This window comes from Tenacibaculum dicentrarchi (assembly GCF_964036635.1).
GTDB lineage: Bacteria > Bacteroidota > Bacteroidia > Flavobacteriales > Flavobacteriaceae > Polaribacter > Polaribacter dicentrarchi.
This window is the reverse complement of sequence record NZ_OZ038524.1, coordinates 187,053-211,930: the sequence shown is the minus strand read 5'-3', so window position 1 is coordinate 211,930 and position 24,878 is coordinate 187,053. Positions and strand designations below refer to the sequence as shown.

22 protein-coding genes are annotated in these 24,878 nt (G+C 30.5%); 3 read left to right on the top strand and 19 right to left on the bottom strand.

Annotated features, from left to right (window positions below):
- Nucleotides 1-19 precede the first annotated feature (19 nt).
- On the top strand, nucleotides 20-1,705 hold the full coding sequence (gene recJ, locus ABNT14_RS00885; RefSeq protein WP_101901889.1) for a single-stranded-DNA-specific exonuclease RecJ: 1,686 nt from the start codon (nucleotides 20-22) through the stop codon (nucleotides 1,703-1,705).
- A gap of 169 nt (nucleotides 1,706-1,874) precedes the next feature.
- Here recJ and ABNT14_RS00880 read toward each other — a convergent pair whose 3' ends face one another.
- The 15 genes from ABNT14_RS00880 to tyrS all read right to left on the bottom strand — a co-directional run bounded on the left by ABNT14_RS00880 (nucleotide 1,875) and on the right by tyrS (nucleotide 19,677).
- A complete protein-coding gene (locus ABNT14_RS00880; protein WP_101902077.1) occupies nucleotides 1,875-2,744 on the bottom strand; it encodes an acyl-CoA thioesterase in 870 nt (289 codons plus the stop codon).
- 2 nt (nucleotides 2,745-2,746) lie between these two features.
- Nucleotides 2,747-3,955 (bottom strand): GNAT family N-acetyltransferase, encoded by a 1,209-nt coding sequence (locus tag ABNT14_RS00875; RefSeq protein WP_234984976.1) that lies wholly within the window; start codon nucleotides 3,953-3,955, stop codon nucleotides 2,747-2,749.
- A gap of 52 nt (nucleotides 3,956-4,007) precedes the next feature.
- Complete coding sequence (locus tag ABNT14_RS00870) at nucleotides 4,008-4,967, bottom strand: hypothetical protein (RefSeq protein ID WP_101902078.1); 960 nt, start codon at nucleotides 4,965-4,967, stop codon at nucleotides 4,008-4,010.
- 99 nt (nucleotides 4,968-5,066) lie between these two features.
- Nucleotides 5,067-5,687, bottom strand: coding sequence for a hypothetical protein (locus tag ABNT14_RS00865; RefSeq protein WP_101902079.1), 621 nt, complete (start codon nucleotides 5,685-5,687; stop codon nucleotides 5,067-5,069).
- A gap of 103 nt (nucleotides 5,688-5,790) precedes the next feature.
- The gene (locus tag ABNT14_RS00860; protein WP_101902080.1) at nucleotides 5,791-9,108 is read right to left on the bottom strand and encodes a class I tRNA ligase family protein; all 3,318 of its coding nucleotides are present in this window, start codon (nucleotides 9,106-9,108) and stop codon (nucleotides 5,791-5,793) included.
- 155 nt (nucleotides 9,109-9,263) lie between these two features.
- A complete protein-coding gene (locus ABNT14_RS00855; protein WP_200809369.1) occupies nucleotides 9,264-9,806 on the bottom strand; it encodes a DUF2911 domain-containing protein in 543 nt (180 codons plus the stop codon).
- Between the two features lie 112 nt (nucleotides 9,807-9,918).
- Nucleotides 9,919-11,160, bottom strand: coding sequence for a PepSY-associated TM helix domain-containing protein (locus ABNT14_RS00850; RefSeq protein WP_101902081.1), 1,242 nt, complete (start codon nucleotides 11,158-11,160; stop codon nucleotides 9,919-9,921).
- Nucleotides 11,161-11,246: 86 nt separating this feature from the next.
- On the bottom strand, nucleotides 11,247-13,625 hold the full coding sequence (locus ABNT14_RS00845) for a TonB-dependent receptor (protein ID WP_101902082.1): 2,379 nt from the start codon (nucleotides 13,623-13,625) through the stop codon (nucleotides 11,247-11,249).
- 33 nt (nucleotides 13,626-13,658) lie between these two features.
- Complete coding sequence (locus tag ABNT14_RS00840; RefSeq protein WP_101902083.1) at nucleotides 13,659-14,636, bottom strand: hypothetical protein; 978 nt, start codon at nucleotides 14,634-14,636, stop codon at nucleotides 13,659-13,661.
- Nucleotides 14,617-15,651, bottom strand: coding sequence for a cytochrome-c peroxidase (locus tag ABNT14_RS00835; RefSeq protein WP_101902084.1), 1,035 nt, complete (start codon nucleotides 15,649-15,651; stop codon nucleotides 14,617-14,619). Before ABNT14_RS00835 ends, ABNT14_RS00840 begins: the two co-directional genes overlap by 20 nt.
- Nucleotides 15,652-15,725: 74 nt before the next feature.
- Nucleotides 15,726-16,526, bottom strand: a complete 801-nt coding sequence (locus ABNT14_RS00830; RefSeq protein WP_101902085.1) for an MbnP family protein — start codon at nucleotides 16,524-16,526, stop codon at nucleotides 15,726-15,728.
- Nucleotides 16,527-16,581: 55 nt separating this feature from the next.
- Entirely contained in the window at nucleotides 16,582-17,436 is an 855-nt protein-coding gene (locus ABNT14_RS00825; RefSeq protein WP_101902086.1) for a formylglycine-generating enzyme family protein, read from the bottom strand.
- 200 nt (nucleotides 17,437-17,636) lie between these two features.
- Complete coding sequence (locus ABNT14_RS00820) at nucleotides 17,637-18,026, bottom strand: hypothetical protein (RefSeq protein ID WP_145993559.1); 390 nt, start codon at nucleotides 18,024-18,026, stop codon at nucleotides 17,637-17,639.
- Nucleotides 18,027-18,170: 144 nt separating this feature from the next.
- A complete protein-coding gene (locus tag ABNT14_RS00815; protein ID WP_180948555.1) occupies nucleotides 18,171-18,326 on the bottom strand; it encodes a hypothetical protein in 156 nt (51 codons plus the stop codon).
- A gap of 49 nt (nucleotides 18,327-18,375) precedes the next feature.
- Nucleotides 18,376-19,677 (bottom strand): tyrosine--tRNA ligase, encoded by a 1,302-nt coding sequence (gene tyrS / locus ABNT14_RS00810; RefSeq protein WP_058884113.1) that lies wholly within the window; start codon nucleotides 19,675-19,677, stop codon nucleotides 18,376-18,378.
- Nucleotides 19,678-19,838: 161 nt separating this feature from the next.
- Here tyrS and ABNT14_RS00805 point away from each other — a divergent pair, with 161 nt between their 5' ends.
- Nucleotides 19,839-20,951: a hypothetical protein gene (locus ABNT14_RS00805; protein WP_101902087.1), complete on the top strand. Its 1,113-nt coding sequence runs from the start codon at nucleotides 19,839-19,841 to the stop codon at nucleotides 20,949-20,951.
- A 92-nt stretch (nucleotides 20,952-21,043) separates the two neighbouring features.
- The gene (locus tag ABNT14_RS00800; RefSeq protein ID WP_101902088.1) at nucleotides 21,044-22,048 is read left to right on the top strand and encodes an NAD-dependent epimerase/dehydratase family protein; all 1,005 of its coding nucleotides are present in this window, start codon (nucleotides 21,044-21,046) and stop codon (nucleotides 22,046-22,048) included.
- 2 nt (nucleotides 22,049-22,050) lie between these two features.
- Here ABNT14_RS00800 and ABNT14_RS00795 read toward each other — a convergent pair whose 3' ends face one another.
- From ABNT14_RS00795 to ABNT14_RS00780, 4 genes are read right to left on the bottom strand one after another with little or no spacing between them, the layout of a single operon-like run.
- Complete coding sequence (locus ABNT14_RS00795; protein ID WP_101902089.1) at nucleotides 22,051-22,512, bottom strand: DUF4296 domain-containing protein; 462 nt, start codon at nucleotides 22,510-22,512, stop codon at nucleotides 22,051-22,053.
- Nucleotides 22,502-22,771 (bottom strand): hypothetical protein, encoded by a 270-nt coding sequence (locus ABNT14_RS00790; protein ID WP_101902090.1) that lies wholly within the window; start codon nucleotides 22,769-22,771, stop codon nucleotides 22,502-22,504. Before ABNT14_RS00790 ends, ABNT14_RS00795 begins: the two co-directional genes overlap by 11 nt.
- An 18-nt stretch (nucleotides 22,772-22,789) precedes the next feature.
- The gene (locus ABNT14_RS00785; protein WP_101902091.1) at nucleotides 22,790-24,130 is read right to left on the bottom strand and encodes a dihydroorotase; all 1,341 of its coding nucleotides are present in this window, start codon (nucleotides 24,128-24,130) and stop codon (nucleotides 22,790-22,792) included.
- A 16-nt stretch (nucleotides 24,131-24,146) separates the two neighbouring features.
- Nucleotides 24,147-24,869, bottom strand: coding sequence for a polyprenol monophosphomannose synthase (locus ABNT14_RS00780; protein ID WP_101902092.1), 723 nt, complete (start codon nucleotides 24,867-24,869; stop codon nucleotides 24,147-24,149).
- Nucleotides 24,870-24,878: the final 9 nt, after the last annotated feature.

Below are 24,878 nucleotides of genomic sequence, written 5' to 3'. Positions count from 1 at the left end.
CAAATAAGTATCAGAAAATATGCGTTGGACTTTAAAAAAAGAACCCGATTTATTAAAAGTAAATCAATTAGCTAAAGAGTTATCTGTTGAAAAAACATTGGCTAAAATTTTAGTACAACGCAATATTGATACTTTTGATAAAGCTCGAAAATTTTTTCGTCCTTCTTTAGATGATTTGCACGACCCTTTTTTAATGAAAGATATGCATATCGCCGTACAACGAATTGAAAAAGCCATTGCAAACAACGAAAATATTTTAGTTTTTGGAGATTATGATGTGGACGGAACAACAGCTGTTTCGTTACTTTCTTCTTATTTAAAAACAATTCACCCGAAGGTTGCTACATATATTCCTGATAGATATGCCGAAGGTTACGGAGTTTCTTACATGGGAATTGATTTTGCTGATGACAATGATTTCTCTTTAATTATTGCCTTAGATTGTGGAATTAAAGCTATTGATAAAGTTGCTTACGCTTCCGAAAAAAATATCGATTTTATTATTTGCGACCATCATAAACCTGGTAAAGAAATTCCGAAAGCAGTTGCTGTTTTAAATGCAAAACAAGAAGATTGTTTTTATCCTTATGATGAATTATGTGGTTGTGGTGTTGGTTTTAAACTGATTCAAGGTTTAGCATCAAAAAGAAATCAAACTATTGATGATTTAATACCGTATTTAGATTTGGTTGCCACTGCAATTGCAGCTGATATTGTTCCAATGACTGGCGAAAATAGAACCTTAACTTACTTCGGATTACAGGTTATTAATTCAAAACCAAGAAACGGAATTAAAGCCATTATTGAACAATTAGATAAAAAAGAATTAACTATTACCGACGTTGTTTTTATCATCGCTCCGCGGATAAATGCGGCTGGTAGAATGAAACACGGAATTCATGCCGTAGAACTTTTAACAGAAATAAATTTTGATTCGGCTGTTGAATTTGCTTCAGAAATTGAAAAATTTAATGCTGACAGAAAAGGTCTCGATAAAAAAATTACTCAAGAAGCTTTACTTCAAATTGAAAATAATAATGAAACTGAAAAATTTACTTCAGTTGTTTTTGATGAAAATTGGCACAAAGGCGTTATCGGAATTGTAGCATCAAGATTAATTGAAACCTATTACAGACCCACCTTAGTTTTTACAAAAAGTGGCGATAAATTAGCCGCTTCTGCCCGTTCTGTAAAAGGATTTGATGTATATAATGCCTTAGAACAATGTGCGGAATTTATTGAACAATTTGGTGGACATAAATATGCTGCGGGTTTAACTTTAGTTCCTGAACAATACGAGAATTTTAAAAATAAATTTGAAGAAGTAGTAAAAAATACTATCGATAAAAACTTATTAATTCCTGAAATTAGTATTGATTCTGAATTAGATTTATCAGAAATATCACCTAAATTTTTTAGAATTATTAAACAAATGGCACCTTTTGGTCCTTTAAATATGAGACCTACTTTTTCGACAACTGCCGTTAGAGATAATGGTTTTGGAAAACAAGTTGGTGCTGATAAAACACATTTAAAACTAAATATTATTTATGGAGCTGATAATAGGACTTATAATTCTATTGGTTTTAGTTTAGGGAAAAAACTTCCTTTAATTCAAAATGAATTTGATATTGCATACGCACTAGATGAAAATACTTGGAACGGAAATACAAGTATTCAACTGCTTTTAAAAGATATAAAATAATTATCGTCATGCTGAATTTAGTTTAAAGTACAAATGCCTAGCCCCGATTGAAGCATTTGTTTGAGCTCTTTTTTGTTTTTCTTTTTAAAAAACAAAAAAAGCGAGTGCGGAAAGCGGGAAATTGCTTCAAAAAACCTTTAAACTTTTTTATATAATTCTGATTTTATTATTAGTTCTTTTTAATAGCTCGCATCAAACCTTCTTGCGCTACCGATGCTACTAAAACGCCTTTTCGAGTGTAAATATTACCCGTTGCAAAACCACGAGCGCCAAATGTATTAGGGCTTTCGATTGAAAATAATAACCAATCGGAAAAATCAAAATCACGATAAAACCACATAGAATGGTCTAAACTTGCCATTTGCGTATTTCCGAAATGAGCAACACTCGCATTTGGGTTTAAACAAGTCGTTAAAATATTATAATCAGAAATATACGTTAAAATCTGTTGCTTTAAAGCCAAGTTTAAATCTTGAGAAGCATCTTTTAACTTAAACCAAACATCAACTACGGGAGGTAAATCTTTTAAATCGAAAGGATTTACTATATGAACAGGTTTAAAATCGACAGGTCGCTCGATACTTAAAAAAGCTTTTAATTTTTTAGGTAAAAAATCGCTGAATTGCACCAACATATCCGACCAACTTAACAATTCTTCAGGCTGTTTTATGTCTTTTTTAATTGGCTTTTGATGTTCGTAACCTTCCTCTTTTTTATGAAAAGAACACGCTAAAATAAAAATAGTTTTATCTTCTTGAATTGCTGTAACTCTTCGAGTAGAAAAACTTCCGCCATCACGAATTACTTGTACATTATAAGTAATTGAGAGTTCTAAATTTCCAGCTTCTAAAAAATACGAATGCAAAGAATGTAAAATACGCTCATCAGAAACTGTACGATATGCAGCGTTTAATGATTGTGCTAAAACCTGTCCGCCAAATACAATAGGGCTTCCAATATCTTTACTTATTCCGTTAAAATTATTGTTTCCTAGATTTTCTAGCGTTAATATCTTTAATAATTCTGCTGTATTTTTCATAGTTATAATTTAACTTCTGATAGTATTTTTTTCTCTTTAAAAGGATATTGCTGTTTAAATTCAGATGGTTGAATTTTTTTCAAAAACAAACTTAAAATCTTGTTTGTAATCGTTTTTTTGTGGCGTAAATAAATAGTTAAATCTTGAGGAATAGCACCAACCGAACTTTTTATTTCGCTAGCTGTTCTTCCAAAATTTATTGATTTTACTTGACTCTCTATTCCTAAAGAAATATAATCGTACAACATTCGCTGATAAATAGCGTACTCTTTATTGTTCTGATAATCGATTCCTACAAAATGAGCATCTAGTGAATTTTGATTAAAAATTCCTGATAAAAAACCAACTAATTTATCTTCTAACCAATATGCTTTTAAAAAATAAGCATCGCCTAAATTATCTTTTAAAGTTTGAAAAGTTTGTAAGTTAAAATCGCCTAAATTAAAACTAGCTTTGCTTGAAACTGTTTTATATAATACCGTCATTTCAGGAAATAAATCTTTCAATCTATCTGCAGTAATATCTTCAGTTTTTAAAACAATACTATTTTTCAATGCTTTTCTAGCTTTTACTCTAAATTTCGTTTTTAAATCTGCTAAATAATCATCTAACGAATTCCAGTTTTGGGCTATATGTAAAACCATATTTGGCTCTACATTAAAAGCACTATAACTTTCTTCTTTTAACACCGATTTACTAAACAGTGATTTATTTTCAAAATCCTTTAGCATAAAAGCATCCGCTATATTTTCAGGTTTTAAAGTAGAAAATACGAATACTGCTTCGGCTATTTTAGGAAGAATTTCATTTCTATTCTGATTTTCTTTAATAAAAATACCATGCTCTCCACTTACAAAAGTGTTTCCACAAGTGAGGATTTTAAATATTTTTTCAGGAGGTAAAAACCTAAATTTTCGTCCTATACATTTAACCCAATGTACAATTGATTGCATCTCATTTTGAACGCTATCTAAATAAAAATCGACAATTTGAATAGTCGCCAAAGCTACGGCACTATTTTGTTCATCAAACAAAACAATATATGCAAATTGTATTTTTGAGTTGTTTTGCTGTAATGCTTCTAAATACTTCGGATGAAAATACCAGTTATTCGTACAGTTTAATTCTTTCCAAATATTAATTGATATTTCGTTGATATTATAAAAATATCGAACATTTAAAGAAGATTTATTACAAGATAAAATATACACAGGTTTTGATTCTATTTAAAATCGAAATTACTAAAAGTTTATGTAATCGATGTTATACAACACCATTATTCCAAACAGGTAATTTTAAGAGTTTACTAATTTTTATCATATCGCTTAAAATATAAGTTTTATCGCCGTGATTTAATAAATTATAACGTTCGCCATTTTTAGTAATTAGGTTTAATTCATAAGAAAAATAACTTCCTGAAGAACTATTTCCTGATGTAAATTTTTCTAAAATCTGTAAAGCGTATATTTGTTGAAATGTTAATACTTCTCCTCCAACAATAATTTTTCTTTTTCGAGTATATATATATACTTTTGGCGAAAACATAAATAATAAAACAATCCCTACAATTAAAAAAGGACCACCTGATATAAAAAATAATTTTCCGCCTTTCATAAAAGTAAGTGGAATATCAGAAGTTTGATAAAATTCATAAAATGAAACAATTAAATAAATTAATCCTATTAAAAAAAAACTCCATGCAAAAACTTTGGTAAACGAACTTCCTGTTATTTTATAACCTTGTGCTGTTTTTTTAAAGGTTTCACTAGCAAAATTACTACTCAAATTTTCTAAACTATTCCACGAAATAGTTCTTCCTACTTTATCGGTAGTAAAATCATCAAAAATAAAGTCAATTTGTTTGTTTTTAGAGGATGTTTTTTTTCTATTAGAAAAATAAATTGTTACTAGCATACCGATTCCCATAAAAACTAAAACAAGTAACATTCCGCCTGTTTTATAATATAAAAATTTTTGTTTACCATACACTTTTTGATGAACAGGCACAGTTATTTCTAGTTTTTTAAGTAAATGTGTGCCTTTTCTATTTAGTTTTTTTGCGTATTTTAAAGAATCTAAAGTTCGAATATCATTTTGAAGGTTTATTTGATTATTGTTATATCTTTCATATTGCTTTTGAATTTGTGGTACAAATACAAAATAAATCATTCCGATAGGTATCAATAAAAAAAGCCACGAACTTTTGAAAGGTAATTTTTGCATTTACTATTTTTTAGTACAAGTTATTAATAATTAAAACTATAAATTCTGATAAACAAACGGGGTATTTATCAGAATTTAAATTATAAAACAAATATTAAGTTAGTTTAAAACAACTATTTTAATTCCGTGGTATCCATCAGATCGTACGCCGATTAACCCTGAAACTGTTGCGCCTTTTTTAATGGTGGTATTGGTTATATTATAGTCGAATAAATCTTTTTTAAATTTTTTATTTGCCGAATTTGCAGCAATCATATTTCCTCCTGCTATTCCTGGTCCTACAATTAAACCAACAGGTGTTGAGCTTGTTTGTTGATTGTATCCATTGCTAGAATCGGTAGTGTAAAATCTTAAAGGTGTTAATAATAAATACCATAAATAAGAGGCTACGCTTTGTTTTAATGATTTAAAAACCATTTCATTTTCCATAATATATAAACCTGCGCCATCGTCGTAGGTTAATTTTAAGTCTTTACCAAAAATAATATCTTTATCAGAATTATTAGTCAATTTAACTGCAATTAACCGAATATCTTTTAAAAGTTCTTTTTGATGATATTTTTTTTTCAATAACTCGTATTTATATTCAAGAATAACCCCTTTATCGGTACTTTTTGATACATAATTAAGTGTTTCAGGATTAATTATCTTATAACCTGAAGCACAGCTTGTTGCTAAAAATAGTAATACTAAAATAGAAATTGTTTTAAATAAATTCATTTTATATATTTTTATGATTCAAAAATAGCTTAAAAAATAAAACCACAAACAATTAATCATTTGTGGCTTTATATAAAAATTTAGTTACTTATTTATAAGGAAATTACCCTACAATATTAATTATTTTCCCAGGAACTATAATTATTTTTTTAGGTGTTCTTTCTCCTAATTGAGCCTGTGTTCTTTCTTCTGCCATTACAATTTTTTCGATTTCTTCTTTCGATAAATCTAATGGTAACTCTAAAGTAAAACGCATTTTTCCGTTAAATGATACAGGGTAATTTTTTGAACTTTCAACTAAATGAGAAGCTTCAAATTTAGGGAAATCGACAGTTGAAATTGAACCTTCATGCCCTAATTGACTCCATAATTCTTCAGCTATATGTGGTGCATACGGAGATATTAATGTTAATAAAGGTTCTAAAATAGTACGTTTATTACATTTTAAAGCATTTAATTCGTTTACTGCAATCATAAAAGTAGAAACCGAAGTATTGAAAGAGAAATTCTCAATATCTTCTTCTACCTTTTTAATTGTTTTGTGTAAAACTTTTAATTCATCTTTAGTTGGTTCAGCTTCGGTTACAATAACTCCTTCTTCGCCAACATATAATTTCCATAATTTCTTTAAGAAAGAATATACTCCTGAAATACCTGAAGTTTTCCAAGGTTTAGTTTGTTCTAAAGGACCTAAAAACATTTCGAATAAACGTAATGCATCTGCACCAAATTCTTCACAAATTAAATCAGGATTTACAACATTGTATTTAGATTTTGACATTTTCTCAACCTCTCTATGACATACAAATTGCTTATCTCTTCCGAAAACAAACTCAGCAGTTTCAAATTCTGATCTCCAAGCTTTTAATTTATCAATATTTACATTGATATCTCCTTCTAAAGTACTTACACAAATATGAATTGGGCGGTACGTTAACGATGCTTCAGTTTCTTCTGTTAAACCTGCTTCTACTAATTTTTTATGTAATCGAGAACCTAATTTATCATCAGCTTCAGTATCTTCTATTTGATTTTCTCCTTGAAAATAATCAGATGAAACATATAAATTATGTTTTTTACCATCAAACAGTGCTTCGTAAACAAGTGCTGAAGTTCCTAAAATCATTCCTTGATTGATTAGTTTTTTAGCAAATTCATCAACAGGTAAAACTCCTTTATCAAACAAGAATTTTTGCCAAAAACGAGCATATAATAAATGTCCTGTTGCGTGCTCAGAACCTCCAATATATAAATCGATTTCTTTCCAGTAATCAGCCGCTTCTTTGCTTACAAACTCACCATCATTTGTAGCATCCATATAACGGTTAAAGTACCACGAACTTCCTGCCCAACCTGGCATTGTATTTAATTCTAAAGGAAAAATAGTTTCGTTATTAATTAAATCGTTAGAAACTACTTCATTTTTTTGAACATCCCAAGCCCAAAAATCAGCATTTCCTAAAGGTGGTTTTCCATCTTCAGTTGGCAAATATTTTTCAACTTCTGGTAAAACGATTGGCAAGTATTTTGCGTCAATCATTTGTGGCATTCCATCTTTGTAATATACAGGAAAAGGCTCTCCCCAATAACGCTGACGACTAAATACAGCATCACGTAAACGGTAGTTTATTTTTCCAAAACCGAAACCTTGCTTCTCCATTTCGTAGATAGCTAATTTCATGGCTTTTTTATATGATAAACCATCTAAGAAATCAGAATTTGCAATTTTAGTTCCTTCTTTATCTGCATGAGCATTTTCAGAAATATCAACATCAGCAAAAACATTAGGAATTTCTAATCCGAAGTTTTTTGCAAAATCATAATCACGTTGGTCACCACAAGGAACTGCCATAACAGCACCTGTTCCGTAATTTGCTAATACATAATCACCAATCCAAATAGGAATTTGTTTTCCTGTAAATGGGTGTAAAGCATACGCTCCTGTAAATACTCCTGAAATAGTTTTTACATCTGCCATTCTATCTCTTTCAGAACGCTTTGCAGTTGCTTTTATATACGCATAAACAGCTTTCTTTTGAGTTTCACTTGTAATTTTAGTTACTAACTCATGTTCTGGAGCTAATGTCATAAAAGATACTCCATAAATAGTATCAGGTCTTGTAGTAAAAACGTCTATTTTATAATCGTTTTGTACTGCTGTTTCTGCTACCTCAACTGTTGATTTTTCAATAGGTTTTGCAAATTGAATGGTATTATTAATTTTAGATACAACACCTAAAACATTTTCTAAAACCTCTTCATTTGTAAAACGAACTATATGAAATCCTTCGTTTGTAAAATACGCTGTTCTTGCTGTTTCATCTTCTTTACCAGAAAATTCAACTACAATATTTTTTGCTAAACATACATAATCTACTAAAAATGTACCAATAGTATATTTTTTTCTAAATTTTGATGCTCCTTTTTTATTTTTTAATTCATTCCAAAGTACTTCTTCCGCCTTTGATAAATTTAAACGCATTTCTTTTAATGCCTCTAATTCTTTGAATGATAATTTTACACCAGCTTCTACTTCTAAAGCATCAACTTTAAAAGTTACCATTGCTCCTTGGCTTCTTCCAATCCAATTTGTTTGGCTATCTTTTAAAGGTTGTGGCCAGTCGATGTTTTCTAATCCGTCTAATAAACGTTGTGAATATGCTGAAATTCGCATAGACCATTGGGTCATTTTCTTACGAATTACAGGATGTCCTCCTCGTTCTGATACGCCATTTATAATTTCATCATTTGCTAATACCGTTCCTAACTCAGGACACCAGTTTACTTCAGTATCCGATAAGTAAGTTAAACGATATTGTAATAAAATAGTCTCTTTTTCTTTATCAGAAAATGCATTCCATTCATCCGCAGAAAAAACAGTAATATCTTCTTCTGATACAGCATTTACAGATGCATTCCCTTGCGTTTCAAATACTGAAATTAAAGTTGAAATATCTTCTGCTTTATCAGAATCTTTATTATACCAAGAATTAAATAATTGGATAAAAATCCACTGTGTCCATTTATAATATTCAGGACTAGAAGTTCTCACCTCACGAGACCAATCGAAAGAAAAACCAATATTATCTAACTGACGACGGTAGGTTTTAATGTTTGTTTCGGTAGTAATTGCTGGATGCTGACCTGTTTGAATTGCGTATTGTTCTGCTGGTAAACCAAAAGAATCATACCCTTGCGGATGTAATACATTAAATCCTTTATGACGCTTATAACGTGCATAAATATCAGATGCAATATATCCTAAAGGATGCCCAACATGTAAACCTGCTCCTGATGGATAAGGAAACATATCTAACACATAATATTTAGGTTTCTCTGATTCATTACTGGCTTTAAATGTTTGGTTATCTGCCCAAAACTGTTGCCATTTTTTTTCTATATCTTGATGATTATATTGCATTGTATTTCGTTTAAGAAGCTACAAATTTACGTTTATTTTAAATAATATATTTGTTTATTTTTCATCAATAAAAACAATGTGAAATAAAAAAAACTAGGTTCAAAAATCGTATGATTTTCAAACCTAGTTTTTTACTATTATTTAATCGCTTATGATTATCCTTTTACTGGTACAGATACAATTAATTTTCCCCACCCTAAATACATGGTTGCATCATTTTCTTGTCCGTTGAATGCAATTGAAAATGCTTCAATCGATTTTTTTGATTTAGAAATAGTAGCTGGTACTCTTACCACATCTTCAGATTCACTATAAGAATAAGCACCCCAAACATTTTTTGCTGTACTTAAAATTACTGTCCATTCTTTATCTCCAGGAATGGTAAATAATGTATAAGTTCCTGATTTTACTTCTTTACCTCCAAAATTTACATCTTTATAAAACGTAATTTCTGCAGCTTCATTAGCACCTGTTCTCCAAACTTTTTCATTTGGTGCTAATTTAGAAATAGCTCTTCTTTTTAATTGTGGACGACTATAAACTACTTTTACTAGCTTATCTGAAATACGATAACTACTAGGATATGCCGCTACATCCATAGGACTTTTATCTAATCTTGGAAAACTTTGTGCATTTAGTTGATTAGAAAATAATACAGTTATCATTAAAATTACTATTCCTAAAATTCTTTTTATCATTATAACTTATTTTAAAGTAGGTATTATTAAAATTTTTATCTTCAAAATTACAAATCCTTACAGAAAAAAAATCTTAATAATTACCTATACTTATGTTAAACTTACAACGTACTTAATCGGTTTTTATTCTTTTAAATACTTGTTCAAATAACAAAATTAATAATATACTTATACCAAACATAGGTAGTAAAACACCTAATAAAACAAGTATAAAAATAATTAATTTACCAACTTTAAATTGAGATGAGACTTTTGGAACTCCCCAATTTCCTTTCTCTTTCCTATATAAATAGGATAATAAACCTGCAATAGTCATTAATGTTAGCCCTAAAGAAACTAAAAACATTAACCACCAATTCCAACCACCAAATTGCCCTTGATGAAATGCCATTACCCACATTCTGCCACGCATTAAAAAACCGACATCACTCCAAGTATGTTCCTTTACTAATTCACCTGAATACTGGTCGAAATGTAATTTTCTTTGAGCAGTTAACGGAAAAGTTTTATTAGCCACACTAAAAGTACTTTTTGTTGATTTTGGCAAACCAATACTAACAGTTCCTTTTAATTTTTGCTGATTTGCAATCGCAACCATTTCTTCAATAGAAATAGTTTTTATATTTTCTTTTACTTCGGATGTTAAACCACGTCCGCTCCATGTTTTAGGAAATCCTGTATTGGTTACTTTTTGAACCCATTTAAAATTACTTCCAAAAACATCTGTCCAAGGTAAACCACCCGCTAAAACAAGTAATAATAAAAGAGACATCCAAAAACCTGTAACAGCATGTAAATCTCTAAATAAAATTCTTTTTCCTTCTTTAAATCGGATTGTAAAAACACCTTTTATTCCACTAGAAAATGGCCACCAAATATAGATTCCTGTTAAAATTAAAACCACCATCCAACTGGCAATTAACTCAATAATTTTAGTTCCTATTTTGCCTCCTAATAACTCACCATGTAATTTTCTAACGGTGTACATCCAAGTATCTTTAGGACTAAAAGTTCCTGTAGCTTCACCTGTATATTGATTTACAAAAACTGTTGTTTTATGACTGAATCTTCCAACTACAAATTCTGTAGCTTTTTGAGGATTGTCATTAATAACCATTGAACTTGGTTTCTTTTTTAATTTTTCTTTAGCATTCTCCCACTGTTGTTGATACGAAATTGGTGTTTTATGCAAATTCTCAACGTCTTGAATTTTTGCAACCTCTTTACTTTCTACATCTGGATTAAATAAATAAATAGCTCCAGTAATAGACAACACCAATATAAAAGGCAAAGAAACTAGCCCTGCAATAAAGTGCCATTTCCAAAGCCATTGATTTAGTTTTCTATTTTTCATTTTATAAAATTTTAAAAGTCTTTTTACTTTAGTTATTAAAAAAATAAAAAGGGAGTAAAAAGACTTTTTATTTTAAAAATTTGATATTAAAAATTGTACTTGACTCCAAAATGAAATGCTCTTGGAGCACCTACACCATATTTGGTACTTCCATATCTATAAGAAGCCCTTGTTGAATATAACGTGTCAAAAATATTCAAGCCCTGTGCCCAAATATCAAATTTTTTGTAGGTATAATTTGCTTTCAAATTAAAAATCTGATGCCCGTCATAAGTACTTGTTCCCATTATTTTATTTCCTGCAGCATCCTTTGCTATAACAGCTTCATTTTCAAGACTCGTATTATACGCTCCTATTTGTTCGTGCTGAAGTGTTACTAATAAATTATCGATTGGCGTGTATTTTAACGACATCGAAGCAATGTAATTTGGTGCCGTTGGCATATCGGTATTTGAATGATCAATTTTTGAATATGCCTTTGTTTTTTTATCTTTTACAGCCTTGTAAAACTCCAGATATTTATGTGTAGCGTAACTTGCATTATAATCGAAAGTTAAATTGTTTAAAATTTTCCAATTAACCCCTAACTCAATTCCTTGCGAACGCGTTTTTCCTGCGTTTTGCTTTAAATAATTTCCACTAGCATCCGAAGTGGTAACCAGCCTGTTTTTACCATCTAATCTGTAGGCGGTAACATCTAATTTTATATCAGAATTTATAGCTACATATCCTCCAACTTCATAATTATCAAAATTGGCAGGTTTTAGGGCATAAACTACCTCATCAACACCACTATTTCTAAACAACGACCCTACTTGTGGCGGTGTAAATCCTTTTGAATAATTTGAATAAAAACCAATATTGTTGGTAACATTAAAATTCATTCCTATTTTAGGAGATACATTATTATAACTTACTTTCTGGTCTTTTACACCCGATTTTCCTTCATCTTTATTATCGTAATCATAGTTAAAACCATCATAACGCACCGCAGCAGTTACCTTTAAGTTTTCTAGCGGCGAAATTTCAAACTGTGCATATCCTGCATAATTTAAAATATCAGCCTGATAAAACATTTTATATAGCTCTGTTTGCTGATAATCAGTAAATTTCTTGGTTGTTTTATCATAATTCACCTTTATTTTTTTCGCATAATAATCTTGTGGCGAATAATCAACCGTACCTCCCACAATTAAAGAAGCATCTGCAAAATTAAAATCTAATTTATGTTGAACCAACGCTACTGCACTGGTAAATTTATTCGAATTAATTTCACCAAAATTACTTCTTGTTGACATTCTGTAAGAAGGAATTTGATTCATTTCATTATTTCTGTAGATAAAATTAAAAGACGTTTTATTGCTGTCATTCCATGTTTTATCTAAAGTCGTACGAAAACGCAATGCCGTTGCTTCTCTTTCAGCAAACGTATGATTACTCTTATATTTTCCTGCCAAATAATTTTCTTCGGATAAAGAGCTTGACCCCATATCAGAACGAAAATCGATAAACGAAACAGTATTTGTCCAACGTAAGGTTTCAGAAAAATCATTTACATTTTTAAAAGTAATGGCAAATTTTTCATAATCGGAATGTTCAAGCAAACCATTTACACGGCGCACCTTATGAACTCCTACATAAAAACCATGCTTGTCTAAAGCCGTTGTAGATACTTCTGCTTGTACTTTTTGTAAGCCCAAAGTATTGGCTTCCATCGCAAACGAACCGCCAAATTCTTTTCTAGGATTTTTGGTGATAAAATTAATACTTCCTCCAATTGCTTCACTTCCGTAAATACTCGATGCAGGTCCTTTTACCACTTCAACCCTACCAAAAGCAGTGCTGTTCATTTCCAACAACGCATTATGATTAAACACCGCAACAGGACGGATTGGCAAGCCATCTTCTAAGTATAAAAACAATGATTTTGTTGATATTGGCGTACGAATTGCCATCATATGTTGCTCGTTACTTGCCGCCATTGAAGTACTCATGTACACTCCTGGAACTTGATTTACTAACTGTTCTATTCCAAAAGCTTTAGACTCCTCAATATCTTTTTCACTAACCAAACCAATTGATGCAGGAACATCTTTTCTTTTTTGAGCTTCACGAGAAGCCGAAACAATAACTTCTTCTAAACTTTCTAAATCTTCTTCTAATTGAATTGTGTTTAACTTATTTAAAAGTGTTACAATTTTTGTTTGATACCCAACTGTTGTAATTTTTACTTTTACATTTTTCTGATTTTTTAAGCTTGTTAATTTAATAGAAAAATCTCCATTTAAATCCGAGGCAGTTCCTATATTTTTATTATTTATTGAAATAACAGACGCTCCAACTATTGGATTATTATTTTTATCAATAATTTTTCCCTTATATATTTTTTGCTGATGTTGTTGTGCAAAATTCTTAGAAATAGGCATAAGAAATGCTATTACTAGAATTAGTAATATTTTTTTCATTATTATTTTATTAATAAATTTTTATTATTATAATTAAAAATTATAGTTTAAGTATAAGCTTGTTCGGAATTTCACCTCCACCTTTGCTTGTGCTAAATTTTGATTTATTGGATACATTCCTGATGCTCCAAAAGTTATTTTATTGGTATTATATTCTAAGCCAATACTCGAAAACAAGGCGTGTCCGTCAGAGCCTTTTACCTCCATGTTAAATTGTTTATTAACATTGTAAAACTCTCCTGAAATTCCTAATGATGGAATAAATACATTGTTTTTAGTATCTTTTAAAACGTAAAAAAGGGTGCTATTAAAATTAAATTGATTCCCAAAACGGTATTTTTTATTATTCGTGTTTTTATAGTAATAACTTAGGTAATTTGTTACACCAAAATCATTATATTTAAAAACATACTGTAGGTTCGACATATAGTCAACACTACCAGTTCCTAATTGAAAACTTGGGTTTGTTGAATTGTTAATTTCTTGGGTATATTTTCCTGTAGGAAGCTTTACACCAACACCCACTTTTACAACATGATTTACCATCGATGTTTTTTCGGTTTTCTCGTTATAATCACCTTGTTTTTTATCAAGAATCGTATAATTTGAAAGCAATGTAATATCGCCTAAGCCCGTTATATTTGTTGTTTTATCAACATAATTTCTATGATGTGCATGATACGGCACAAATACCTGCAATTCTAAATTTGTAGCAATCGGAATTCTTGACCAAAACTGAATCGTATTAAAAGATTCATCAATTTTAGGCGAATCTGTAAAAATTCCATCTTTCGATTCATATTGTTGATACAAATACCGAACTCCTACAAAATTATTGTCGATAATCCCGCCCATTCCTAGGCTTCCACCGTTATTGCTACATCCGCAGGCATCGCATTCTTCTTCTAAAAAAGCTTTGTATGACTTTGGAAATATCGTATTCGAAAAACCTTGTATTGCAATACTTAAGATTGCTATTGTTAGTATAATTTTATTCTGAAAAACGTTCATCGTTTATAAATTCTAAATCGGTTAATGTGTTTAAAAAGACAAGAATATTTTCTTTTTCTTCTTCGGATAATGCAATTCCTAAGCGTCCGTCTGAATGTTTTAAAATAGGATCTAAATTTGGCGTATTTTGAACATCATTGCTATAAAAATCAAGCACTCTTTTTAGGGTATAAAAACGCCCGTCGTGCATATATGGTTTTGTTAAGGCGATGTTTCGTAAACTTGGCACTTTAAATTTAAAATTGTCTTTTTCATTTAAAGTAACCTTAGCCCTTCCTAAATCTTTAAGTATCGGATGTTCCGCCAAACCATTATTTCGAAAAGAATCGTCTGTAAATAAATCTGTTTGATGACAAGAAGCACACTTTTCTTTAAAGCTTACTAATCCTTGTTTTTCTTGAGCTGTAAAATTTCCACCTTCTTCATTTCTTACATATTTATCATATTTAGAATTTGAAGAAACCATCATCATCATAAACTGCGATAAGGCTTTAAGCATATTTGACATATTAATTTCACCATCATCAAAAGCCTGTTCAAATAATTTCTGATATTCATTATCGGCTTTTAATTTATCTAAAACGCCTCCTATTGTTTCATTCATTTCAACAGGATTTGTTATTGGTAATATCGAAAAACGATTAAGGTTATCGGTGGCTCCATCGGCCATAAACTGCTTTAAAAAAGCAGCATTTTGAATAGGCGGCGTATTTCGAACCCCTTGCTGATCATCAATACCATGGCTAAATTGATGCCCGTGATGTGTAAACGCATTTGCTTGCAGATGACAAAAACCACATGAAATAGTTCCATCCGAAGATAATTTACCTTCATAAAATAGCTTTTTACCCAATTCAAAACCTTTTTCGGTTGGTGGGTTTGCCTCTAAATTATATGCTAAGTCGGGGAAATTAGCAGGTTTTTCAAAAACTAATGGAATTTTCACATAAGGTGCTTCTGCTTCTTTACACGATAACATCAATAAGAAACTAAAAAAAAACAGTGTTTTTTTCATAAAAACATTTTAGAAACCTCATCGTTTTTTTAAAGCCGATGAGGTTGATCAATATATATTTTACAAGGAGCTAATTAATGGTGTGCTCCTGAATTATGCACGTGATCTACAGTGAACATATGGTCTAATAAGTTGTCAAAAACTTTTCCTGCTTTTACACCGCCCATAATACTACTTTGTTCTGATAATTTTATAATATTTTTTCCTGCTAAAGTTTTAGAAACATCTACTTTTAAATGTACTTGAGGTGCATTTTCATCAGATACTGCAACATGTTCAATTGCTAAGGTTATTTCTTGATATAAAACAGTGTTTGCAAGGTGTACAGCATAGCCTGTTTCTTCTTTATTCGTTTGAGAAGTAAAAGAACCTTCAAAAGCTAAATTTTTATAACCTGCTGTCCAACTCCAAGTTAAACCGTATTTTCTTGCAGCTACCCAAAGGTCAATATTATCACCTGATTCATCTGCTTTATACGTTTCTTCGTGGTTTAAATATGTTTTTTTATCAACACCGATTCCAAATTTCATTTTGGTATATTTCCCAGCAGGAACATCTTTTAAATCAACTTTTAAATTTTTCACTTTTGTACCGCCACCTTCACTAATAATATAAAAACCTGGTACTGCTACTTCTTTTCCTTCTTCGTTAGTTAATGTAAAATTCCCTACAATATAATCTAAAGCATCAGGAGTTATTTTTTCATCATTTAAAGTATAGGTAGTCCCTAATATAAAATCGCCATCGGCCATTGCATGGTCAAATTCAACTGAAATGTCGTTTTTTCCTTTTAATGCTAATTCATCATCATTATTACTACATGATACAGATACTAATAGTGTTGCTGCTGCAACTAAACTTAAAATTTTATTCATTTTTTAATTTTATTGATGTTTTTAATTTTATTGATGTTTTTATAAAAAAACTGCATTATTTTTTATCGTATGCTACACGAAATCCGCTTAAACTACCACTCGCAGAACGTGGATAACCAAGACGTGAAAATACTTGACAAAGATGCTCTCCAAAATGAAAATTTCCACCACGGATAATACGATTATCATCTTCTCCGCCTAACATAGCACTACCATCTGTTGGCGTACCAATGTATCCTTGATTGTACCATTTGTCTTGACACCATTCGGTTACATTTCCGCTCATATCATAGATACCCAATTCGTTTGGGGTTTTTTGCCCTACGGGATGTGCATCAACTTTCGAGTTATCACGAAACCAAGCTACTTCATCTAAATTGTTACTTCCTGCATATAAATAGTCATTTGTTTTAGCACCACCTTTTGCGGCATATTCCCATTCTGCCTCTGTTGGAAGCCTTCCGCCAACCCAATCAGAATAAGCACGTGAGCCATACCAAGTAACTACGACAACAGGTAGTTTTTCAGCACCTTCTTTTACTTTAAATGTGCCATCTATCTGTTCTATTTGGCATTCTTTTCGTTCAATATTTAACCAGGTTGTAGCGTTTCCTTGATTATCTTGTCCTTCTATTTGATTTCCTTTCTCGTTCAAAAAAGCAGCATATTGGGCATTTGTTACCTCATATGTACCCATATAAAAGGTAGCAACGGAAACTTTATGTTCAGGAAATTCATCTAATTCCCAGTTCTCTACAGGTTTGTTATCGTCTTTTTTACGGCCCATTAAAAAAGAACCACCTTCCACTAAAACGCTGTCTATTTTTGGTTGCTCTTTACCTGTATTTTCTTCACTACAAGAAGTAAATAAAATTGCTGTAACGGCAACTATTTTTAAAACTATGTTCATGTTATTTTTTTAATATATTGATCTCATTACTTTTAACGTAATGATCTGTTTTTAAACCTCACGCGTTGTAAAACAGTGAGATTATTGATTATTAGTAATGATAAATAAATATCTTTAAATTATTCTAAGATATTTTTAACCATCATAATATCAATTTAATAAACAGCCTATAAAACCTATGTTAAAAACACAAGTATAAATTAGGCTAACCGATATAAAAAAGAAGTGTTGGGCGGATGAAATGTAGCATTTTCAAACAGATAAGAATATGTTTGATTGTAGGTAAATAATGTTTTTTTATGATAAGCTGTTAAAGTGTTTTTTGGTAAATTAACCAACTCTATAAAACCTATCGGATAATCTTTAAGAACAATTTGAAGCGATTCAAAATCGTCTTGCTGCTGCTGTTCTATTTTTAACATTAATTGACACTTACCATTACAGGCAAGTTCAGGCTTGTCTTTATTAATACACAAAACTTTAGAAATATAATCATAATTTATTGCATACTCCACAAACGGAGCCACTGGGCGCAACATAGCTACCAGATACAATAAAATAAAAAAATAGATACTTAACTTTTGTAACAAAACGTGTTTTTAAAATATAAAGAGCAAATATAGTTTAAGTATTTTTTTTACTACATTTTTTAGAGAATATAATATTATTTTTATTTGTTCTAAATAATTATTACATTTGCAGCGAAATTACAGCAAAATGATTATATTTTATACTCAAAATAAGGATGTTACAAAATTAACGCCGATTATTCCAATACAACCAAAAGCAGTAGCAAAAGTACTTACAGCAACTTCTTGTAGTAGTGTTTGCTCTTCTAATTGTATAAAACCTAAAACTAGGTGTTGTAATAAGTACCAAAAAAAAGGCATCAACTGTAAGCGATGCCCTTTAACTTTTGATATAAAAATTGCTTCTTAATTAAAGAACTTTTAATAAAAAATAGCTCTTTTTTCCACGTTGTAATAACACGTATTTATCGGCTATTAAATCTTTTGATGTAATTAAAAAATCTTCTTTTACCTTTTCTTTATTTACCGAAACAGCATTTTCTTTTAAAGCTCTTTTAGCATCTCCGTTCGATTTTAAAAAGCTTGTTTTTCCTGATAAAGCATCAATCATTGATAAACCTGCTTGAATATCATCTTTAGAAACTTCGGCTTGTGGCACACCATCAAACACATCTAAAAAAGTTTGTTCATCTAGACTTTTTAAATCATCTGCTGTTGATTTTCCAAATAAAATATTTGACGCTGCAATAGCTTTTTCTAATTCTTCTTGCGAATGCACAAAAGTAGTAACTGCGTTAGCCAATGTTTTTTGAAGCGCTCTTTCGTGTGGTACTTCTTGATGTTTTTCAATCAAATCGGCAATAGTTTGCTGATCTAAAAATGTAAATATCTTAATATATTTAGCCGCATCTTCATCCGAAGTATTTAACCAAAACTGGTAAAATTTATAAACTGATGTTTTATCGGCATCTAACCATACATTTCCGCCTTCTGATTTCCCAAATTTTGAACCATCAGCTTTGGTAATTAATGGGCAGGTCATTGCGTAGGCTTTTGCTTCTTGTCCAACGTTCATTCTACGAACTAATTCCGTTCCTGTAGTAATGTTTCCCCATTGGTCAGAACCTCCCATTTGTAATAAACAGTTGTGGTTTTTATATAAATGATAAAAATCGTATCCCTGAATTAATTGGTAGGTAAATTCGGTAAAACTCATCCCTCCGGTAGTATCACCTGAAATTCTTTTTTTAACAGATTCTTTTCCCATCATGTAGTTTACGGTAATTCGTTTCCCTACATCTCTAGCAAATTCGATGAAGGAGAAATCTTTCATCCAATCATAATTATTTACTAATAATGGAGCGTTTTTAGCAGTGCTTTCAAAATTTAAAAAACGTGCTAAAGTTCGTTGAATTCCTGCTACATTTTTGGCTAATGCTTCTTCGTTTAATAAATTACGTTCGTCTGATTTTCCTGACGGATCACCAATCATTCCTGTTGCACCACCTACTAAAGCTACGGGTTTATGCCCTGCTTTTTCTAAATGAACAAGTAATATAATAGGTACTAAACTTCCAATATGTAACGAATCAGAAGTTGGATCAAAACCAATATATGCTGCCGTCATTTCTTTTAGTAATTGCTCTTCAGTTCCTGGCATCATGTCGTGAATCATTCCACGCCAACGTAATTCTTCTACTAAGTTATTCATTTTATTACTTTGTTAAAATTTGCTAAAAATGTGACTTTAAAACACAAAATGTTTCTACTATTTAGAAATATTTATGTTTTAACACAAATATAAAGCTCTTTGGCATATATTTTGAAAAAGAATATATAGTTTTATCAAAAATAATTTAAACTAAAAGAAGAATGAAAAATTTATTAAAACCATTATTTATTGCCTGTAGTGCATTTTTAATCGGAACGACTTTTACGGGTTGTCAAGATGATACAGGGTTAATTGAGGGTGGAGAAACAAGTACAGAATATAAGCTAGATGTAACTGCAACTAAATTAGACCCTGTTTTAAAAATCAACTCAACAGCAAACAGTTTTGAAACTGTAAAAGTACATTTTGAAGGTGCTGAAAACAAAATGAGACGCCTATACATTACGCAAAGTCTTGATGGTGCTGATGCTAAATTATACGATATTTCGGCATCAAATATTACTGTTAAATTAAATAATGACGACAGTTCTTTAAATTTAGGAGATGAAGCAAAACAAGGCTTTACCTATGACATTGTTTTTGATACTCCAGCAAGAAATAATCAAACTTATGTATATCAATTATGGACTACTCACGGAGGATTTGCAAACTTAAATAGTAAAGGAGATATTTCTAACCCATATCATAAAAACTCTTATGATGAGGGAGCTCTTGGTACGATTGTCATCAATACAGGAAATGGAATTGGCGATGTAGCTGTAACCGAATTTACTACGGAATTATCTAATTCTATTAAATTAAATGCTCCTGATAGTAATGGAAAAACACAAAGTTTCGTTTCTATTTTAAATGGAAAAACGTATAAAATTACACAACAAAACGTAAATTCTGCAACGCATACTTTTACAGATGCTGAAAAAGAAAAAAATGCTGAAAATGTAGCTTATTGGGATTTTGGTTATTATTATGTAGGCGGTGCAAATTTTGCCTCTACAAATGTATATTCTGATAAATTCGAATTTATTGATATTAATAAAATTTCTGGATTAAATCAAGAGCAATTAAATAAATTTTACTTCAAAAAATCTTCTTTAGATTTTGATGCTATTACTAAAAATTCTGATTTAGAAAGTGTTACTAAAGGTTCTCAAGATATTAAGAATGTTAAAGTAAATGATGTGATTGAATTTGTTGATGGTAAATCAGGTGCTAAAGGAGTTATTAAAATTAATGCTATTAATGGAACTCATGGTAATAAAGATAACATCAAATTTAGCGTAAAGGTTCAAAATGCTAATTTTCTTAAATTATAATTTTCAATAATTATACTTTAATAGTTCTAAATAATTTAAAAGAGGTCGATATTTCGACCTCTTTTTTTGGTTAAAACATTTATCTTTGAGTCATGATTTTAGTTACAGGAGGAACAGGCTTAGTAGGCGCACATTTATTATATCATCTAACTCAAAAAGAGGATAAGATTCGGGCAATTTATAGAACCGATGAAAAACGAGAACATGTAAAAAAAATATTTTCTTTTTATACTGATAATATTGAACATCTTTTTTCTAAAATACAATGGATTCAAGCAGATATTACCGAAACCCCTTCATTAGAACACGTTTTTAAAGATATTACACAAGTATATCATTGTGCCGCATTGGTTTCTTTTAATCCGAAAGATTACCAAAAAATGCGTCAAGTAAATATTGAAGGAACCGCAAATATTGTTAATTTTTCTATTGAAAATAAGGTTAAAAAATTCTGTTTTGTAAGCTCAATCGCTGCAATTGGCGATGCCATAAACTCCAAACCAATCGATGAAGAAAATGAATGGTCAGATAGCGATACGCACAGCGGATATGCCATTACAAAATATGGCGCAGAAATGGAAGTTTGGCGAGGCAGTCAAGAAGGTTTAGAGGTTGTAATTGTAAACCCAGGCGTTATTTTAGGAAGCGGTTTTTGGCAAGAAGGATCTGGTAAATTATTTACCCAAATAAACAATGGTTTTAATTTTTATACCCAAGGAATTACAGGTTTTGTAGGCGTGCAAGACGTAGTAAAAGCCATGCTTTTATTAATGAAATCAGACAATAAAAATGTTAAAAACGAACGGTTTATTTTGGTTTCAGAAAACAAATCGTTTAAAGAAATTTTAGATACAATTGCCGATAGTTTACATAAAAAACCTCCTACAATAAAGGTATCAAAAACCCTAAGCGCATTGGCTTGGCGGGTTAGTTTCTTGGTGTCGTTACTAACAAAAAAGAAGCCGTTGCTAACTAAACATACAGCGCGGGCTTCTCATAATATATCGTACTATTCTTCTTCTAAAATAGAAAAAGCACTAGCCTTTAAATTTGAACTAATTAGTTCGCAAATTGCTAAAATTAGCAAAACGTTTTAATTTTATTTTTCAATCAAATAAGGCTTTCTTTGAGGTCTTTTTTCTATTGATAAATTTTTAGAACCTTTTCTTAACTTTTTATCGAAAGGTATCAACTCTTTTTTAGCTAAAGAATCTTTTATTTTTCTTTTTTCCATATAAAAAGAAGCCAATGAATCTATATTCGACTTTACTATTTTCAGTAAATCGGTATATTCCTCTGGCTTAGAGGTATAATATACGTTACTTTGATTAAAACGAGTACTGTCAATACTATATTTTTGATAAACATAATACATATAATTTTCATCTCGCTTTAAAAACTTGTTCTTTATATTTTTAGCCGACGATACAATATACATATCGGTTAATAAAGCAACCATAGAATCTTTTGGAATCAGGTTTTTAGGCTTTTCATACATCGTATTACTTGTGCTACAAGACGCTAAAATTAAAACACAAACAAGTAGTATCTTATTTTTCATTTTTTAATGATTTTTTAAATAAACCTTCATTGGTTTTAAACTGATAAAAATTTAAAACAATACATAGTATCATAAAAAATACTATATTTTTAAATAAAGGCATTATTAAATTTTGATCCACCAAAAAAGCGTTATCGCTTAGCGCAAATAAAATAGGTAGCACTAGTAAAAATAAAGAAACTTTAAAATTATTTAATAAAAGAAACTTTATTTTATTTTTACGTTTTTCTTCCCAATAAGATAAAAAATCATTGTTCATATTTCTCTTGTTTATCTTTTATAAAAGTTTAAATTCTAAACGTTTTCCTTTGATATTTTCATCAAAAACACCATTTTCATACATTAAATTACCGTTTACAAAAGTATGAGTAATTTTACTTGAAAACTCAGTCCCTTCAAAAGGAGCCCAACCGCATTTATATAAAATATTATCTTTCGAAACCGTCCATTTTTGATTGGTATCTACCAAAACTATATCGGCAAAATAACCTTCTTTTATAAACCCACGTTTTTCTACTCTAAATAATTTCGCAGGGTTATGACACATTTTTTCAACCGCTTTTTCAATTGGTAAAACACCTTCTTTTACTTTTTCAAAAATTGCTGTAACAGCATGCTGTACTAATGGTCCTCCACTTGGCGCTTTGGTGTACACATTGTCTTTTTCTTCTAAAGTATGTGGTGCATGATCGGTAGCAATTACATCGATTCTATCATCTAATAAAGCTTTCCATAATTCATCTTTATCTGCTTGAGTTTTTACCGCAGGATTCCATTTAATATGTGTTCCTTTTTGGTCATAGTCTTTGTCGGTAAACCATAAATGATGCACACAAACTTCGGCGGTAATTTTCTTTTCTTCTAACGGAATATCGTTTCTAAAAAGATGCGTTTCTTTTGCTGTTGATAAATGAAAAACATGTAACCTTGCTCCTGTTTTTTTAGCTAATTCGATGGCTTTTGATGAAGATAAATAACACGCCTGTTCACTTCTGATAATTGGGTGATATTTTAACGGAATATCATCGCCATATTTAGCCACATATTCTGCTGTATTTTTTCTGATAGTTGCTTCATCTTCGCAATGAACCGAAATTAGCATATCGGTAGAAGAGAATATTTTTTCTAAAGTTTCTTCATTATCAACCAACATATTTCCTGTTGATGAACCTAAAAACAACTTAATTCCCGCTACATTTTTAGGATTTGTTTTTAATAATTCGTCTAAATTATCGTTTGTTCCACCAAACATAAACGAATAGTTTGCATACGATGTTTCGGCAGCTCTTTGAAATTTACTTTCTAATAATTCTTGCGTTGTTGCTTGCGGAACGGTGTTTGGCATTTCAATAAATGAGGTAATTCCACCAGCAATAGCGGCTTTACTTTCGGTACCAATATTTGCTTTATGCGTTAAACCTGGTTCACGAAAATGCACTTGGTCATCAATCATTCCAGGAATTAAATACTTCCCCTGAGCATCGATCACTTGAATAGCTGAAGTTGTATTTATTTGAGTTGAAATTTCTTTGATATAATTTCCTTCGATTAAAACATCGCCTTTAAAAACCTTGTTTTCATTAACGATTTTTGCATTTTTAATTAAGTATGATTTCATAGTTGTAGTTGTGTTGTTATTTTGGTAAGCCTTTTAATGTCATTTTTATCACTCCAAATACGGCCTCTTTAATAATTCCAGAACTTAATTTTGAAGTTCCTAAAACTCTATCTGTAAAAATAACCGATACTTCTTTAATGGTAAATTTATGCTTCCATGCTTTAAATTTCATTTCAATTTGAAAAGCATATCCTATAAATTTAATTTTATCGAATCGAATAGTTTCGAGTACTTTTCGTTTCCAACATACAAAACCTGCGGTGGTATCGTGCACTGGTATTCTGGTAATAAAACGCACATATTTAGAGGCACAATACGATAATAAAACTCGTTTCATGGGCCAATTTACCACATTTACTCCTACCGAATATCGAGATCCGACAGAAACATCAGCTCCATCAATAGCACAGGCATTGTATAACTTAATTAAATCAGCAGGATTGTGCGAAAAATCAGCATCCATTTCAATAATATAATCGTATTTTTTAGCAATTGCCCATTTAAAACCATGAATATAAGCAGTTCCTAATCCATTTTTCCCGGTTCTTTTTTCAATATAAAGCCTGTTCGGGTATTCTTTTTGTAAATTCGCTACGATATTAGCAGTACCATCGGGTGAATTATCATCAACAACTAAAATATCAAACTCTTTTTCTTGACTAAAAGTTGCTTGTATTATTGCCGCTATGTTTTCTTTTTCGTTATAAGTAGGTATTATAACTAAAGCGTCTGATTTCATGTAATTTTC

Coding starts and splice junctions, on each gene's coding strand:
- ABNT14_RS00785 (WP_101902091.1), bottom strand. CDS start 24,130: ATGAAATCATACTTAATTAAAAATGCAAAAATCGTTAATGAAAACAAG.
- recJ (WP_101901889.1), top strand. CDS start 20: ATGCGTTGGACTTTAAAAAAAGAACCCGATTTATTAAAAGTAAATCAA.
- ABNT14_RS00825 (WP_101902086.1), bottom strand. CDS start 17,436: ATGAACATAGTTTTAAAAATAGTTGCCGTTACAGCAATTTTATTTACT.
- ABNT14_RS00860 (WP_101902080.1), bottom strand. CDS start 9,108: ATGCAATATAATCATCAAGATATAGAAAAAAAATGGCAACAGTTTTGG.
- ABNT14_RS00790 (WP_101902090.1), bottom strand. CDS start 22,771: ATGAACAATGATTTTTTATCTTATTGGGAAGAAAAACGTAAAAATAAA.
- ABNT14_RS00830 (WP_101902085.1), bottom strand. CDS start 16,526: ATGAATAAAATTTTAAGTTTAGTTGCAGCAGCAACACTATTAGTATCT.
- tyrS (WP_058884113.1), bottom strand. CDS start 19,677: ATGAATAACTTAGTAGAAGAATTACGTTGGCGTGGAATGATTCACGAC.
- ABNT14_RS00815 (WP_180948555.1), bottom strand. CDS start 18,326: ATGCCTTTTTTTTGGTACTTATTACAACACCTAGTTTTAGGTTTTATA.
- ABNT14_RS00780 (WP_101902092.1), bottom strand. CDS start 24,869: ATGAAATCAGACGCTTTAGTTATAATACCTACTTATAACGAAAAAGAA.
- ABNT14_RS00840 (WP_101902083.1), bottom strand. CDS start 14,636: ATGAACGTTTTTCAGAATAAAATTATACTAACAATAGCAATCTTAAGT.
- ABNT14_RS00855 (WP_200809369.1), bottom strand. CDS start 9,806: ATGATAAAAAGAATTTTAGGAATAGTAATTTTAATGATAACTGTATTA.
- ABNT14_RS00835 (WP_101902084.1), bottom strand. CDS start 15,651: ATGAAAAAAACACTGTTTTTTTTTAGTTTCTTATTGATGTTATCGTGT.
- ABNT14_RS00880 (WP_101902077.1), bottom strand. CDS start 2,744: ATGAAAAATACAGCAGAATTATTAAAGATATTAACGCTAGAAAATCTA.
- ABNT14_RS00800 (WP_101902088.1), top strand. CDS start 21,044: ATGATTTTAGTTACAGGAGGAACAGGCTTAGTAGGCGCACATTTATTA.
- ABNT14_RS00795 (WP_101902089.1), bottom strand. CDS start 22,512: ATGAAAAATAAGATACTACTTGTTTGTGTTTTAATTTTAGCGTCTTGT.
- ABNT14_RS00870 (WP_101902078.1), bottom strand. CDS start 4,967: ATGCAAAAATTACCTTTCAAAAGTTCGTGGCTTTTTTTATTGATACCT.
- ABNT14_RS00805 (WP_101902087.1), top strand. CDS start 19,839: ATGAAAAATTTATTAAAACCATTATTTATTGCCTGTAGTGCATTTTTA.
- ABNT14_RS00850 (WP_101902081.1), bottom strand. CDS start 11,160: ATGAAAAATAGAAAACTAAATCAATGGCTTTGGAAATGGCACTTTATT.
- ABNT14_RS00845 (WP_101902082.1), bottom strand. CDS start 13,625: ATGAAAAAAATATTACTAATTCTAGTAATAGCATTTCTTATGCCTATT.
- ABNT14_RS00865 (WP_101902079.1), bottom strand. CDS start 5,687: ATGAATTTATTTAAAACAATTTCTATTTTAGTATTACTATTTTTAGCA.